The organism is Vagococcus sp. (assembly GCF_036639995.1).
Taxonomy (GTDB): domain Bacteria; phylum Bacillota; class Bacilli; order Lactobacillales; family Vagococcaceae; genus Vagococcus.
This window is the reverse complement of record NZ_JAVWHO010000001.1, coordinates 261205-276194: the sequence shown is the minus strand read 5'-3', so window position 1 is coordinate 276194 and position 14990 is coordinate 261205. Positions and strand designations below refer to the sequence as shown.

The window sequence follows — 14990 nt, the reverse complement described above, 5'->3', positions numbered from 1 at the left end:
GTCATTGTTGAATAAAAAAACTTCAATTAAAAATTATTTAGTGCTATCAATTAATTCTTCCACAAATGTTTGTAATAAATCAATATCACCATCTTCTGCATTGTTTTCAATACATACTAAATCAGCACCTTGCTTAGCACCTGTTTGCGCAAATTGATTCACAAAATCTCTTGCTGACTGACAATAATATTCGCCATATTCTTTATCACCAGAGCCAACCACGCCAAAGATTTTCCCACTAAAATCTTCCTCTTTTAAATCATCGTAAAAGTCTTCAATTTCAAAAGGTAAGTCCCCATCGCCATACGTATAAGTAGCAATAATACAAATATCTGCATCTTCAAAAAAGTCAGGATCAACATCTGAGCACTCTTCACGTTTGATTTCAATACCTTCATCTTCTAATTTTTCTTCTATAATTTCAGAAATTTCTTCTGTATTTCCTGTCATACTTGCATAAACAATTTTAGCTAGTGTCATTTTTTATCCTCCTAGATAGTTATAAACGTTTGTCTTTATCAACTATTTCACAAATCAGTTGACTAAATTTTAACATAAAAAAGACCTAAGATGAAGCAGATTTCATTAAATTATTACTTCGTTAGCAATGAAATAAGCATAAAAAATGACAGAACCTCCTAAGTTCTGCCATTCATGTACTTATTTTTTTAATTTAAATAACCAAGCGCCAGGCTCATCAAGTACTTTTGTATCTTTTAGAGCAGCTTCATTAACAGAAATAACGGTACCAGAAATTGGTGATTCATATTCAACTACTGCCTTTTCTGCCTCTAATTCAACAACGCCTTCGCCTGCTTCAATAAAAGATCCTACCTTTGGAAACATAGCAAAACTAATACTCCCTAAATCATCTTGAGCAATCTCAGTTAAGCCAATTGTTATCCCTTCAGAATCTTCAGTCATCCATAAATTTTTCTCAGTCATTTTCGACCAACTTTCTATAAAAATGCTTCTTCGTATGCAGCTTCTTTAAATCCTAATAATACTTTATCTCCTAAAACCATGATAGGACGTTTTATTAACATGCCATCCACACAAAGTCTTCCTGCTGCTTCATCTGTAGAAAAATCATTCACAATATTTTTTAAGCCTTGTTCACGATAACGGATACCACTTGTGTTAAAGAATCGACGAATTGGATAGTCATTTGCTTCCATCCATTTTTCAAGAAGTTCTTTTGCTGGTGGTGTTTCAATCATATCAATAATATCGTATTTAACATTATTTTCATCTAACCAAATTTTTGCTTTTTTACATGTTGAACATTTAGGATACCAATAAAAAGTTGCCATATCGCATTTGCCTCACTTTCAATTTTTCTTTTCTTAGTATATCATATCCTAAAAAAAAGTATTAGCCATTTATTTACTTTTTAAATTCCTATAAAATATGTTAAAATAGATAAGTTAAAGGGTATTTAACAGATTGATATTTGTAGGAGGAAAAAAATGAAAAAATCATCAAGTAATAAAGAAGACTATCTGAAGGCTATTTATGAGAATAATGGCATTAAAGAATTTGTCTCTAATAAAACATTATCAAATCATCTTGGTGTCTCTCCTGCTTCTGTTACTGAAATGGTTGAAAAACTTCAAAACGATGCCTTAATTGAATATAAACCATACACTGGGGTTAAACTAACCCAAGAAGGATTAAATCAAACAGTTGTTATCATTCGCAATCATCGAATTATTGAAACTTTCCTATATGAAAAGCTAGGCTATTCTCTTCATGATTTACATAATCTTTCAGAAGAACTTGAACACGTTAAAGATTCTATCTTCTTCTCTCGCCTATATGACTTTCTTGGTAAGCCAGAAACATGTCCTCACGGAGGCATCATTCCAACTGAAGAAGCTTTTATCGAAAAAGCTGTAAAACCTATTTCTGAATTCAAAGAAGGAGACTCACCAAAAATTTGCCGTGTTATGGATGACTCTCACATTTTAAACTACATGAGCTCTATTTGTTTAAACATCAATGATATTATTCATATTACTGAAGTCGATGATTTTAATGAACTTATTTTATTTAAAATCAATGACCATTCAGACACACACCATATTAGTTTCAAACAAGCACAAATTATTTTTTCATATTAAAAAAAGCTGAGGAAAAAATTTTTCCTCAGCTTTTTTATGTAAACTATTTTAATAGTCACCTGTACTAAAATCCATTCCACCAAATTCTTCTGGTTGATATTGATACCTCATAGACATGACAAGTCCAACACCAATCATATTACTAATGAGAGAGGACCCTCCTTGACTAATAAACGGCAACGGGATTCCCGTTAATGGAAGTAATCCAATGTTTGCCCCGATATTTTCAAATACATGGAATAAAATCATCATGATTACACCTGTTGCAATATATGAGAAAAACTCATTGTTTGTATCAAAACACACACGAATCATGCGATAAATTAAAATAAAGTATAAGAAAACAACAAAACAACTACCGATAAAGCCAAAATTTTCAGCTATCACTGAAAAAATCATATCTGATTCTCTTACTGGTACGTAAACATCTGATACATTAAATCCTTTACCAGCTACCCCACCAGAACCAACAGCTTTTAGTGCCTGCGCTTGTTGATAGGAATTGCCTGTTGCATCATGGAAAGGATCTATCCACGAATCAATTCGTGCAAATTGATAACTTTTAAAACCAACATTATAAAGTAACTCACGTCCAGTATCTGTTGTGACTAAATAAAGAATAATCACCCCAAAAATCGTAAAAGTGATAACAACTGGGACAATAATTTTCCAAGAAATACCCGACATAATGAATACCCCACCTAAAATGGCAATAAACACTAACATCGTTCCAAAATCATTTTGAAGTTTTAATAAAATTCCAACTGGAATAGTAGCAATAACTAATTTTAAAATTAGCATGCCATCTGTCTTTAACGTCCTGATTTTTGTCTTCATATTATGTGCTGTAACAATATACGATAAAATCAATATATAAGCTATTTTCATCAATTCAGCAGGCTGAAAAGTGATACTACCAATTCTAAACCAGTTTTTGGACCCTGTTCTTGTAGCAAGTGTCGCGTCATAATAAAATAAGAGAGCGGTCATCACACCTAAACCAAGTACGTAACCTAATGGGGTTAATTTCCATATTACTTTCGGGCTAAATTGCATTACCACAAATATTAATGCCGCCCCAATAATGTACCATAACCCTTGCTGCATCATTTGAGAAACAATGTTCTTCATGCCACCATCTTTATCTAATGCAACATATAACGACATCATACCAATAACGGATAATAAAAATACTGGAAGTAATATCCCGTAGTCGACTGACTTAATTTGTCTTTTATTTTTTCTCTGCATATTTCCTCTCTTTTCTCGTGACTTAAACAAAACATAACTAACATTATACTATCTTTTTTTCAATATGCTAGTCTGAACTATCTTCATAAGTTTCTTTTTTTGTTTCAGTCCAGTCATTCACTTCTAATGTGTCTTCTTTTGATGATTCAGACATCATATCATTCACAAGTTGATGTCTTAAATCTGAGAGTTCAAGCTCTTTTTCTTTCAATTCTTTTTTCAAGTTCAAGATAACTTCATTTTCCTCTGAATCAATCTCACTATCATCTTTGGTTTTTAATTCAATAATTTCTTGTTTTAATTGCTTAATCGTTCTATTTTTTTGCCAAACACCACTAAGCATAACGATTAAAACAATCAATGCGCCAATTATCACACCACTAATGATAATCAGAACCAATGGCAATGATAACTTAGTGAAAAGAAAATTCACCTCAATTTGTTGTGCATTAATAACAGAAAACAATACAACCACAAAGGATAATATTAATACAAAAAATAATTTAGTTGTTTTTTTCATCGTAGTCCCCTTCTCTATTTTTTATTAAATAATGTGCTAGCTAGCAAGTCTCCAACATGGGGAAACAATAGATAAGATTTACTACCAAACTCCATTATAAAAGGTGCGTTGATTTCACGTTTATACGTTCCCATTGAATTAACAATTCTTTTAGCTAATTTAGTTGGATTTAACGTCAAACCACCCATAGAACTTAGGTAATCTCCACTAGGGTCAGCAATATCAAAGAAGTTAGTGTTTATCGGTCCAGGATTGACGGTTGTAACAGAGATTCCTAAAGGTTTTAATTCTAATCTCAAACTATTTGAAAATCCAAGAACGGCAAATTTAGTTGCCGAATAAACACTTGATTTAGGCGTAGCCATTTTTCCTGCTTGAGAAGCCACGTTAATGATATGTCCAGAGTTTTCTTCTGCCATTTTAATGGCTATCTTTTGCGTGATGTACATCAGTCCTAGTACATTGACTTGGAACATGTTGACTGTCTCTTCAAACTTAGTTTCAATAAAATTTTCAAATAATCCAAATCCCGCACAGTTAACTAAAACATCGATTTGTGGATAATGAGCATCAATTGTCTCTAATTTATCTTCCACATCTTGAAAATCAGCAATATCTAATGGCAAATAATCACTGCCTGCATTAGATAAAGTAGAACATTTTTTAGCAATTTCTTTTAACTTATCTTCTCTTCGCGCGCATAAAATTACTTTCGCGTTTCTTCTAGCTGCTTCATAAGCAATTTGTTCTCCTAATCCACTTGAAGCACCAGTAATTAGAACGGTTTTATTAGTTAATTCTTCAAAAATCTTTTTCATAAATAAACACCTTAGTCTTTCTTCATTGGTATATCAATGATGTCAAAATCTTTTACAATTTTTGTAGATGGAAAAACTGTTTTTGCTTCATCTTCTAAATCATAAACTGCTTTTCCTAAGTATCTTGCACTAATATGAGTTAATAATAACAACCCTACATTCCCATCTTTAGCAATTTGCGCTGCTTGTGTTGAAGTAGAGTGATAGTAACTTTTAGCCATTTTACTTTCTTCACGGTTAAATGTACTTTCGTGAACTAGACAATCTGCATTTTCTGCTAATTTTAAACTATTAGGATGAAGTCTTGTATCGCCTAAAATCGTAACGATTCTCCCTTTACGTGACTCGCCTATAAACTCTTTTCCATTAATAACACGACCATCAGATAATTCAACAACTTCTCCATTTTTTATTTTTTTATAAATAGGGCCTGCTGGGACGTTTAGTTCTTTTAATTTATCAACTAATAACTCACCTTGAAAATCGGCTTCTTCAACGCGGTAGCCGTAGCATTGAATTCGATGGTCTAATTCCTCACAATAAACTTTGAACCCATTATCTTCAAAAATCAACCCTGGTTTTTCAATTTCAATAAATTTTAATGGATATTTTAAATGAGTCTCAGATATTTTTAAGCTCGTTAAGATAAAACTACGAATACCTTTGGGTCCGTAAATCTCTAAAGGAGCCTCTCCCCCTTGAAAAGAACGACTACTAATCAAACCGGGTAAACCAAAAATATGATCTCCGTGTAAATGAGTAATAAATATTTTTTCAATCTTTCGCGGTCTAACATTGGTTTTTAAAATTTGCTGTTGGGTTCCTTCACCGCAATCAAATAACCAAATAGCATTTCGTTCATCAAGCATTTTTAAAGCAATACTTGTCACATTTCTTTGTTTAGAAGGCACACCTGCACCTGTTCCTAAAAATTGGATTTCCATAATGTTCCTACTTTTCTATCTAAATTTTCTTATACTTACCATTATCAAATTTCATTCAAAAATACAAATTTGATTCCTACCTATTGTATCAGCTTTTGGCTTGATAAAAAAACAAAACAGAAAAAAAGTTGAGAAAATTTAATTTCTCAACTTTTTTCACTATTTCATTAAGCCGTTATGAATAGTTTCAATATTGGTTTTTAAGAAACCTAGATACGTATCTCCATCTGTTCCTTTTTTACCTAATTCATCAGAATATACTTTTCCAAAGATTGGCACTTTTGTTTCTCTAAAAACAGTTTCCATTGGTTTTGGTGGCACGTTTGTTTCTACAAATAATGAAGGTATATCAGATTTTTTAACAAATTTTACTAACGATTCTATTTGTTCTGGTGTTCCATTTTCTTCTGTATCAATTTCCCATAGATAACCTTCTTTTAAACCATACTCTTTTGCCATATATTGATAAGCATGTTCACTTGTTACTAACGTTCTATTTTTTTCTGGAATTTCAGCCACTTTATCTCGGTAAACTTTATCCATATCTTCTAACTCTTTTTGATATTTTTCGGCATTTTCGCGATATTTATCAGCATTTTTAGGATCTGCTTTTTCATAAGCTTTTAAAACGTTATCAGCCATTGTCATTCCAACTTTTGGTGATAAAAAGGCATGAGGGTTCATTTCTTTTTCCCCACTATTTTCACCTAAATACATAGGTTCAACACCCTTCATCACTTCAAAAACTTTACTATCTTCTTTTTTCACTGATGTCATTAATTTAAAGAACCAGCCTGATTTTCCGCCTTCTAAGTTTAAACCGTTATAAAAAACAACATCAGCATTTGTTGATTTTTCAATATCCTCTGGTAAAGCTTCGTATTCATGGGGAGCTAATCCAATCGGTACCATATTGTGAACATCCACCAAATCGCCACCAATTTCTTCAGCAATATCTTGAATAATTGAAAATGATGTTACGACAGATAATTTGTCCGATTTCTTATCTGCGTCCTTTTTTGATTCTTTTCCTTCGTTACCACAAGCAGCTAACCCAATTACTGCCACTGCTGTTAATAATCCTAGACCTAATTTTTTAAATTTATTCACTGACCAACACTTCCTTCTTTTTAAATATAATTCCTTGTTTTGGTGAAAAAATGAAAGCAAGCATAAAGAAAAATGCTGCTGTTAAGACAATTGTCGCACCTGATGGATAGTTAAATGAGTAACTAAAGAACAAGCCAATCACTGCACTTACTGCACCAAATGATGCTGATAAAACAATCATTGTACTTAAACGATTAGTTAAAAGAAACGCTGTTGCTGCTGGTGTAATCAATAAGGCGACAATTAAAACAGTTCCAATTGTTTGTAAAGAAGTCACAGCTACTAAAGTTAAAGCAAAGACTAAAGCGTAATGAAAAGCTTTAACATTTAGACCACTTGACTTAGCCATTGTTGGATCAAATGAACTGAGTTGTAATTCTTTGTAGAATAAAACAACAAATAATAAAACTCCGATACCTACAATTCCTGTTAAAAGAATATCATTTTTAGTAACAGACAAGACATTCCCAAAAAGGATACTTGTCAAGTTTGTTGAAGAATCTGCTTTACTAATCATAATAATTCCTAGAGCAAAGAATGAACTAAAAACAATACCAATTGCTGTATCTGTTTTTAATTTACTCTTTTGATTCACATACTCAATCAATCCTGCTGCCATCAAGCCAAAGATCGAAGCCCCAATAATATAGTTTGTTCCAATGATATAAGACATAGCCACACCTGGTAATACCGCATGAGAAATCGCATCTCCCATCAATGACATTCCTCTTAAAATAATAAAACTACCAATAACCCCTGCAACAACTCCTACTATAAGTGATGTTATTAATGCGTTTTGCAAAAAATCATATTGAACGAGTGCTTCAAAAAATTTGATTATCATGCTTGCACCCCCTTAATAATAATTTCTCCCATCGATTCACCGTAAGCTTTTTGAATATTTTCTGTTGTAAACGTTTGTCTGACACTACCGTCAGCCACCAGTGTTTTGTTTAAAATAATCAAGTTATCAAAGTACTCTTTTGTTTTATGTAAATCGTGGTGAACAATAACAATTGTTTTGCCTTGATCTCGTAATTCCTTTAATAAATCAACAATCACCTTTTCACTCACCATATCAATTCCTACAAATGGTTCATCTAAGAAAATAACATCTGCTTCTTGAGCTAGCGCTCGAGCAATAAAAACTCGTTGTAATTGTCCACCAGATAAATTACCGATTTGACGTTTAGCAAAATCTTCCATTTTAACTTGTTTTAAACACTCAACCACTTTTTCTTTTTGAGCTTTTTTTGGTCTTCTAAATAGTCCAAGTTTTGGAAATGTACCTAATAGAACCACTTCATCCACTTTAATGGGGAAAGTTAAATCAATGCCACTTCTTTGCTCCACATAAGCTATTTTTTTTCGAATAGTATCAAGTGGTTGTCCTGCGACATTAACTTCACCGCTTTCTGTTTTGATAAGTCCAATAATCGCTTTTAAGAACGTTGATTTACCAGCACCATTTGGTCCGATGATTCCCGTTATTTTACCTGGTTCAATAGAAACACTAACATTTTCTACTGCCTTTTTATTTTGATAAGCCACTGTTATGTTTGTCACATCAATGGGCTTACTAGTTAAATCTTCATGGATGACTCCTGATAAAGTTGTTGCATTCATCATAATGAATCAAGCCCCTCTCATTTTGGTATATTTAATTATATTTTTAGGTGTACCTAAAACTACTTGAGTTCAGTATAGCAAATGATAATAATTATCACAAGTAAAAAAACAAAAAAAGCTGCTAGAATTTCTTCTAACAGCTTTTCTTACTATATATGCTATTTTTTTTAATCGACAAATTCAAAAACAAAATCTTTGATTCTAACTGAATCACCGTCTTTTGCTCCCATTTTTCTAAGTGTTTCATCCACACCCATACCTCTTAATTGACGAGAAAACTTCAGAACACTCTCTTCTCGATCAAGGTTTGTCATAATAAATAATTTTTCTAATTTTTCTCCGTAAAGAACCCAAGTTGCATCATCATCACGCGTTACTCTAAAGTCTGGTTCATCTTCTACAAATTCATAATGAACAATTTCTTCAACTTCTTCGTCTTGATAAAGTGGGAATTCTGGCGTTACTTCTAATAAATCAGCCGTTGCACTTAATAAAGAGTCAATTCCTTGTCTTGAAATGCTTGAGATGGCGAATACTGGAAGATCATCACTAAACTCATCTTCTTTTAGTTCCGCAATTTTTTTCTTAAATTCTTTCAGGTTCTCTTCTGAATCAGGCATATCCATTTTATTAGCCACAATAATTTGTGGACGCTCTAATAATCTCATGTTGTGAGATTCTAATTCATTGTTGATTAATAAGTAATCTTCAAAAGGATCTCGTCCTTCCATTCCACTCATATCAATCACATGAAGAATAACTCTCGTTCTTTCAATATGGCGTAAGAATTGTGTTCCTAACCCAATACCTTGAGATGCCCCTTCAATTAACCCAGGTAAATCAGCCATAACGAAGCTTCTACCTTCTTTTGTAGATACCATTCCTAAATTAGGAACTAACGTTGTAAAATGATAAGCACCAATTTTTGGCCTAGCTTTTGAAACAATTGAAAGTAATGTTGATTTTCCAACAGAAGGGAAACCTACTAAACCAACATCTGCTAAAACTTTTAGTTCCATTTCAATTTGACGTACTTGACCTGGTTCACCATTTTCAGAAATCTCTGGAGCAGGGTTTCGAGGTGTTGCAAAACGAATGTTTCCTCTTCCTCCACGACCTCCTTGAGCAACTTTTAATTGTTGACCATGAGTTAATAAATCGCCTAACAAGCTTCCTGTTTCTTTATCTCTAACAGTTGTCCCAGCAGGAACTTTCACATATAAATCCTCAGAGCCTCTACCGTGCATACTTTTACTCATGCCATTTTCTCCTGGTGTAGCAGAAAAATGACGATTAAATCTAAAATCCATTAAGGTACGTAGTCCTTCATCAACTACTAAAATAATACTACCACCACGGCCACCATCTCCACCGGCTGGGCCACCATCTGGTACGTATTTTTCACGTCTAAAAGCAACCATTCCGTCTCCACCTTTACCGGCTTTAACATTAATTGTTACCTGATCTAAAAACATGGACATTTTTTGTCCTCCTTATTCTAAAAAAATCTCTTCATCATTGTAGCGTCTACACTTAACTTTGTCCAACCTCATCTAATAAGTTTGGTTAAAATTAGCTTTCATCTCATATAATAGCGTAATTTTAACCAAAGATAAACAAAAAGAAGATTAGATAAGCGCTAATCTTCAATAGTTACTAGTTTTCAACTAACTCAAAATTAGACCACGGTTTTAAAAAATCTAATAAAAATAGTTCGTCATCACTAATTTTACCGACAACATTAACCCGACCGTCATTTTTCATTTCTTTTAAAGCAATTTGAGTTTCACCTTTATATTGACCATAATCACAATTATCAATTAAAACATCCCCACGTTTGATATCTGGTGTATTCGTTTTAGGGAATTCCCATTCTTTATATTTAATTCTCGTCTGAGTTGAACGCATCATGTACTCCGAACAATCTCCTCGATATTGATGTAAGTTTTCAAACAAGACAACTCTTTCTTCTTTTGTAATCGTCTTACAACAATCTACTTTCACTTTTGGATTTTCAGCAAAAAAAGCATCTGACATAGCTTTTAGTTCTTTTTCAGAAGCATAGGCATTACCAATTGTTATATCATCAATTAACCCAGTTAAAAGCAAATGTTTCACCTGAGTTTCAATCTCTAATTCTCTGTGTTCCTCAAGTGTACAAAGGCCATCTTGAGTCGGCCAAGGCCCAAATGTTGCATCCTGAGAGTTAACAAAAGCCATTGTATTAATATTATACTGTCTAAATTGTTTTGAGCAATTAACAAAATGCTGATATCCTAGTCCTGAATATTTGTGGGGATAAAAATTATGAGAGCCTAATAGATTAGTAACATTAGGTGAATAACTCATAATATTATCAACATATTTAGTCCCAGAACTCATATTAATCTCAATCTTTAACCCATATGGATTACGCGTCATTCTAGCTTCCTCAGCACCGGTAAATCCAAGGTCCAAACGAATACCATCTGCTCCTAAATCAGCAAAAAAGGATAAGTCATCATATGAAATAGCCAACTGAGAAAATAAAGTAGGATTAATATCAACCATTACTTCAAAATTTAACTCATTAGCATAATCAACGACTTTTTTAAAATCAGCAATCACTTTTTCTTGATCACCGTCTATTTGTAAAAGGCTAGTAAATACACGTTTAAATCCATAGCGACGTGCGGTAGCCAAATATGCTTTATTTTGTTCAAATGTTGATCTTTCTGGATAAATTGAAACCCCTAGTTTTCCCATAAAAAAATCCCCCCATGCATTAATTTATTAGATAATAACATTCAAACACTAAATAGTCTAGACCACTTAATAATAATCAGAGTTGGCAGTAAGAACTATTTTTGTTACTATGAAAAGGAACACAAAACCTCAAAAGTCGAAAGGAACAGGTAAATGAAACGAAATAAATTACTTATTGGCGCAACTTCTCTTATTTTATCTATATTTTTATTAGGAGCTTGTGGTGAATCAAAAACAAAAGACACTAAAAATTCAAGTCAAACAGAACAATCTTCAACAGCAAAGAAACCTAAAGCAGATTTAAACAAGTTAGAGTTGCCACAATTAAATAAAGACGTGGCTGAAAACGAAGCCTTGGTTGAAATGGTTACTACTGAAGGAAACATTAAAATCAAACTATTCCCTGAACAAGCTCCAAAAACCGTTGAGAACTTTATCAAACATTCAAAAGATGGTTACTATAACGGAGTAACATTCCATAGAGTTATCGATGACTTCATGCTTCAAAGTGGAGATCCTAAAGGTGACGGTACTGGTGGCGAAAGTATTTGGGGTAAACCTTTTGAAGATGAAATTTCAAATCAACTTTATAATATTCGCGGTGCACTTTCTATGGCCAACGCTGGTCCAAATACTAACGGTAGCCAATTTTTCATCGTTCAAAATACACAAGATGTTTCAGATGGTTTACTTACTGAAGATTATCCTGAAAAAATTATTGAAGCTTACAAAAATGGTGGTACTCCACTATTAGATGGAAAACATGCAGTATTTGGGCAAGTTACAGAAGGCATGGATGTTGTTGATAAAATTGCTAAAACAGAAGTTGAAGCAAGTTCAGGCGGCGAAATGTCAAAACCTAAAAAAGAAATTAAAATCGAAAAAATTAATGTTATTCAAGAGCCAAAAAAATAAGCATTTAAAGAAGCAAAATCAAAAAATGATTTTGCTTCTTTTTTGATAAAATCGACATTAAAATCCCGTTATATCAACAAATTATTTTTAAAAAATAAAATTGGCTATTCCAAAAACGAATAGCCAATTTCTTTATTATTCTACTGTTAAATTTGTTATCCAACCCTCAGGCGCTTCTATGTCACCAAATTGAATGCCAATTAATTCATTATAAAGTTTTTTTGTGACAGGTCCAACTTCTTCTTCAGAATGGAACACATGAAACTCTTCACCATTTTGAATGCCTCCAATTGGCGTAATAACAGCAGCTGTTCCACATGCTCCAGCTTCACTTAACTTATCTAATTCATTAAGGTACACATCATCCTCAATAGCTTCCATCCCTAATCTTTCTTTTGCTAAATATAATAGTGAATATTTAGTAATGCTTGGCAAAATAGACGGTGATGTTGGTGTTATAAATTGATTATCTTTAGTAATTCCAAAGAAGTTAGCTGATCCAACTTCTTCTATTTTAGTGTGTGTTTGAGGATCTAAATAGATACAATCTGAAAATGAACGTTTTTTGGCTTCTGTTCCTGGTAAAAGACTTGCTGCATAATTACCACCAACTTTGACTGCACCGGTTCCAACAGGAGCTGCACGGTCATAATCAGAAATCAAAAAGTTAGTTGGTTTTAGACCACCTTTAAAATATAAGCCAACTGGCATACAAAAAACAGTGAAAATATATTCAGGTGCTGCTCCGATTCCCATAAAATCTCCCACACCGATTAAAAGCGGGCGAATATACATCGTTCCCCCTGTACCATATGGTGGAACGTATTCATGATTAGCTAGCACAACCTGTTTGATAGCATCCATAAATTTTTCTTCTGGTAGATGAGGCATCATTAGACGACTGCCGCTTTGATTAAAGCGTTTTGCATTCTGATCCATTCTAAATAAATTAATTGATCCGTCTTTACAGCGATACGCTTTTAATCCTTCAAAACATTGTTGACCATAGTGAAGTGCTGGAGAGCTTTCACTAATATGAAGTTGATTATCCTCTGTTAAAGTGCCTTCATCCCACTCACCGTTTTTCCAATGAGAAAGGTATCTAAACGGCGTTTTCATATATGAAAAGCCTAATTCATCCCAATTAATATTTACCATTATTATTACCTACCTTCTAAATCTTTTATTTCAGTCTAACATAAATTACTAACATTTTATCATGAGTCTTTAATTTTTTTGTGAAAATGTTATAAGTTTTTATAAAACCTTTTCATTTACCTTTCTTCTGTTATTTTTATTCGTTATGATAAGGTGAAAATAACTTTTAAAGGAGTTTAAAAATGAAAAATCAACGATTGATAACAATTTGGGGCGATGCGGTTGGTTTATTTGATTTAATCCAATCTTTACTAATTTCAGCCTGCTTAACCTTAGGTGGTTTTTTTATGGCAGATAGCCAAAATCCCACTCAGCAATTATTTTTTGGTTTACTTGGAGCTGTACTTGGTTTTATTATCAATTCATTTTTAGTTAAACCAAAACGAAATATATCAACAGAAAATACTCAATCGGAGGATCAACATGGATAGTCACTTATTAATTCAGATGATTTTAGCTAGTTTATGTGCTGTTGTTTTGTATTCATTTATTGGTTTGATACCTGGAACAGATGAAACTAGCGTCTTAATGCCTGTTTCTCTTGCCTTAATACTAGGAGGTGTCACACCTTTAGTTGTACTTACCTTCTTTATTGCTGCATGCGTTACATTAAATTTAATGAACACAATGCCAACATTAATAGCTGGTTTACCTGGCGGTGTTTTATCCGCTCCTATGATTGAGCACGCATTAATTATCAAAAAACATGGTAGAACAAGTGCTGTTATTAAAAAAGTTGCCATGGCTAGTATTATCGGTGTGGTGACTTCATTAGTTATCAGCATTATGATTGCTAATTTGATCGCCCCTTTTGCTGAAACAATTAGTTCTTATGCTAGTTGGCTTTTTATTGGAGGTGCTATCTTTTTATCACTAATCGGAACCGCCAAAGCACTTTCTATTATCAGTATTATTCCACTAGCTATGTTATTTCAGGGTATTAGACAGCTTTATTGGTCAACTGGTGTGGTACCCCAAGATAAAAATATTACAACTTCATTTTTCTTAGGTATCACAGTTGCGCCTTTAATTTTGTCTCTCCTTTCTCTACTTCAAAAAAAGGAGTTAGATAAATTAACACTGACAGATAAAGAAAATCTACCTAAATTAACACTAAAAACACCTTCTTCAACTACAAGTAAAAGACGTGCTTTAAATAAAGAAGAAGGTCTTTCAGCTTTTATTTCAACCGCTCTTGCTAACTTCTTATTTGTTTTAAGTCCTGTTGGTTTAATTTTACTTTTTGGCGAGCTTGTTGGGAAAAAAGAACAGGACGAATTAAAACGAGCAGAACTAACCGTAACAACCATGAATGCTCTAGCACAAGGAACCTATTTATCAGGATTACTTATCTCCATTGTCGCTCTAGGTATTCCTCTTGCACCATCTGCCATTGGACCAGGTGCTGCATTTTTTGAATCACCACCTGTGTTTAAAATTGGAGCAACTATCACACAAGCCTATAGTCAATCTCAATTAATAGCTGCCTTTGTGATTGGAAGCTTAATTGCATTAATCTTGGTTTACTTTTTATTTACTCGTTTTTCAGAAAAGTTAACTTATTTTGTTTTGAAAAAAATTCCTCACGAGAGTTTACTTGCTCTGTTTATTGGGTTAGTTCTACTTCTTGCTTATATTGATGCTGGGTTAATTAATTTATTTGGGGTTTTATTAATTAGTGTGGTTTGTGGTACACTAAACCGGTTGGGTGTCAGCTACGGTGTACAGTTTATGTCACTTTATGCCGCACCATTTATTATTCAAATGATCAGTTAAT

At 33.0% G+C, this 14990-nt stretch carries 17 protein-coding genes; 4 read left to right on the top strand and 13 right to left on the bottom strand.

What is annotated here, in order from left to right:
• Positions 1-33: 33 nt before the first annotated feature.
• From RR554_RS01360 to RR554_RS01350, 3 genes are all read right to left on the bottom strand, one after another.
• A complete protein-coding gene (locus tag RR554_RS01360; protein WP_332461964.1) occupies positions 34-480 on the bottom strand; it encodes a flavodoxin in 447 nt (148 codons plus the stop codon).
• Between the two features lie 180 nt (positions 481-660).
• Complete coding sequence (locus RR554_RS01355) at positions 661-945, bottom strand: glycine cleavage system protein H (RefSeq protein ID WP_332461965.1); 285 nt, start codon at positions 943-945, stop codon at positions 661-663.
• Between the two features lie 14 nt (positions 946-959).
• Positions 960-1313, bottom strand: coding sequence for an arsenate reductase family protein (locus tag RR554_RS01350; protein WP_332461966.1), 354 nt, complete (start codon positions 1311-1313; stop codon positions 960-962).
• Between the two features lie 156 nt (positions 1314-1469).
• Between RR554_RS01350 and RR554_RS01345 the strand changes: the two genes are divergently transcribed.
• Complete coding sequence (locus RR554_RS01345; protein ID WP_332461968.1) at positions 1470-2123, top strand: metal-dependent transcriptional regulator; 654 nt, start codon at positions 1470-1472, stop codon at positions 2121-2123.
• Between the two features lie 48 nt (positions 2124-2171).
• Here RR554_RS01345 and RR554_RS01340 read toward each other — a convergent pair whose 3' ends face one another.
• From RR554_RS01340 to RR554_RS01300, 9 genes are all read right to left on the bottom strand, one after another.
• Positions 2172-3374 (bottom strand): FtsW/RodA/SpoVE family cell cycle protein, encoded by a 1203-nt coding sequence (locus RR554_RS01340; RefSeq protein ID WP_332467266.1) that lies wholly within the window; start codon positions 3372-3374, stop codon positions 2172-2174.
• A gap of 67 nt (positions 3375-3441) precedes the next feature.
• On the bottom strand, positions 3442-3894 hold the full coding sequence (locus RR554_RS01335; protein ID WP_332461970.1) for a LapA family protein: 453 nt from the start codon (positions 3892-3894) through the stop codon (positions 3442-3444).
• 14 nt (positions 3895-3908) lie between these two features.
• On the bottom strand, positions 3909-4712 hold the full coding sequence (locus RR554_RS01330; RefSeq protein WP_332467265.1) for an SDR family NAD(P)-dependent oxidoreductase: 804 nt from the start codon (positions 4710-4712) through the stop codon (positions 3909-3911).
• An 11-nt stretch (positions 4713-4723) separates the two neighbouring features.
• Entirely contained in the window at positions 4724-5656 is a 933-nt protein-coding gene (gene rnz, locus RR554_RS01325) for a ribonuclease Z (RefSeq protein ID WP_332467264.1), read from the bottom strand.
• Positions 5657-5815: 159 nt separating this feature from the next.
• On the bottom strand, positions 5816-6766 hold the full coding sequence (locus RR554_RS01320) for a metal ABC transporter solute-binding protein, Zn/Mn family (protein WP_332467263.1): 951 nt from the start codon (positions 6764-6766) through the stop codon (positions 5816-5818).
• Complete coding sequence (locus RR554_RS01315; RefSeq protein ID WP_332461974.1) at positions 6759-7610, bottom strand: metal ABC transporter permease; 852 nt, start codon at positions 7608-7610, stop codon at positions 6759-6761. Before RR554_RS01315 ends, RR554_RS01320 begins: the two co-directional genes overlap by 8 nt.
• Positions 7607-8392 (bottom strand): metal ABC transporter ATP-binding protein, encoded by a 786-nt coding sequence (locus tag RR554_RS01310; RefSeq protein ID WP_443081172.1) that lies wholly within the window; start codon positions 8390-8392, stop codon positions 7607-7609. Before RR554_RS01310 ends, RR554_RS01315 begins: the two co-directional genes overlap by 4 nt.
• Positions 8393-8562: 170 nt before the next feature.
• Positions 8563-9876 (bottom strand): GTPase ObgE, encoded by a 1314-nt coding sequence (gene obgE, locus RR554_RS01305; RefSeq protein ID WP_332461976.1) that lies wholly within the window; start codon positions 9874-9876, stop codon positions 8563-8565.
• Positions 9877-10051: 175 nt separating this feature from the next.
• A complete protein-coding gene (locus RR554_RS01300; RefSeq protein WP_332467262.1) occupies positions 10052-11140 on the bottom strand; it encodes a DUF871 domain-containing protein in 1089 nt (362 codons plus the stop codon).
• Positions 11141-11293: 153 nt separating this feature from the next.
• On the opposite strand from RR554_RS01300, the gene RR554_RS01295 reads away from it, so the two are divergent.
• On the top strand, positions 11294-12055 hold the full coding sequence (locus RR554_RS01295; protein WP_332461978.1) for a peptidylprolyl isomerase: 762 nt from the start codon (positions 11294-11296) through the stop codon (positions 12053-12055).
• 135 nt (positions 12056-12190) lie between these two features.
• Here RR554_RS01295 and RR554_RS01290 read toward each other — a convergent pair whose 3' ends face one another.
• Complete coding sequence (locus RR554_RS01290; RefSeq protein ID WP_332467261.1) at positions 12191-13213, bottom strand: branched-chain amino acid aminotransferase; 1023 nt, start codon at positions 13211-13213, stop codon at positions 12191-12193.
• A gap of 182 nt (positions 13214-13395) precedes the next feature.
• Here RR554_RS01290 and RR554_RS01285 point away from each other — a divergent pair, with 182 nt between their 5' ends.
• On the top strand, positions 13396-13644 hold the full coding sequence (locus tag RR554_RS01285; protein WP_332461980.1) for a hypothetical protein: 249 nt from the start codon (positions 13396-13398) through the stop codon (positions 13642-13644).
• On the top strand, positions 13637-14989 hold the full coding sequence (locus RR554_RS01280) for a tripartite tricarboxylate transporter permease (protein ID WP_332461981.1): 1353 nt from the start codon (positions 13637-13639) through the stop codon (positions 14987-14989). Before RR554_RS01285 ends, RR554_RS01280 begins: the two co-directional genes overlap by 8 nt.
• Position 14990: the final 1 nt, after the last annotated feature.